Source organism: Streptomyces sp. NRRL F-5755 (genome assembly GCF_001279365.1).
In the GTDB taxonomy this organism is placed as follows: Bacteria; Actinomycetota; Actinomycetes; order Streptomycetales; family Streptomycetaceae; genus Streptomyces; species Streptomyces rimosus.
On the sequence record NZ_LGCW01000209.1, the window covers coordinates 1 to 327 of the forward strand.

The 327-nt window shown below is 75.5% G+C and carries 1 pseudogene; it reads right to left on the reverse strand.

Annotated elements, in window-relative coordinates:
• Nucleotides 1–327 (reverse strand): annotated as a pseudogene (locus ADK86_RS17845) (ABC transporter permease); the annotation flags it as partial.

The window sequence follows — 327 nt, forward strand, 5'->3', positions numbered from 1 at the left end:
CGCGATGGCTCCGGCCACGGCGACGGTGATGCCGCTGACCGCGCGGGCCGCGCTGCTGCTGCTCAGCTGGAGCCGGCGGGCGGCCAGCTGCCAGGGGACCGGGCCGCCCTTGAAGCGCGCCACGACCGCTTCCACCAGCCAGGGCAGCAGCATGGTCAGGCCGAGCAGCGTCAGCACGGCGCCGCCGCCGATCAGGTACGTGTTGACGGAGCCGGTCTTCCTGTCGACCGTGCCGAACGCCGCCAGGATCGCCAGCCCGATGACCGGGATCGGCAGCCGCCACCACAGCCGCCGGCGGCGCGGCACCGCGCTGCGCACGACGCCCAG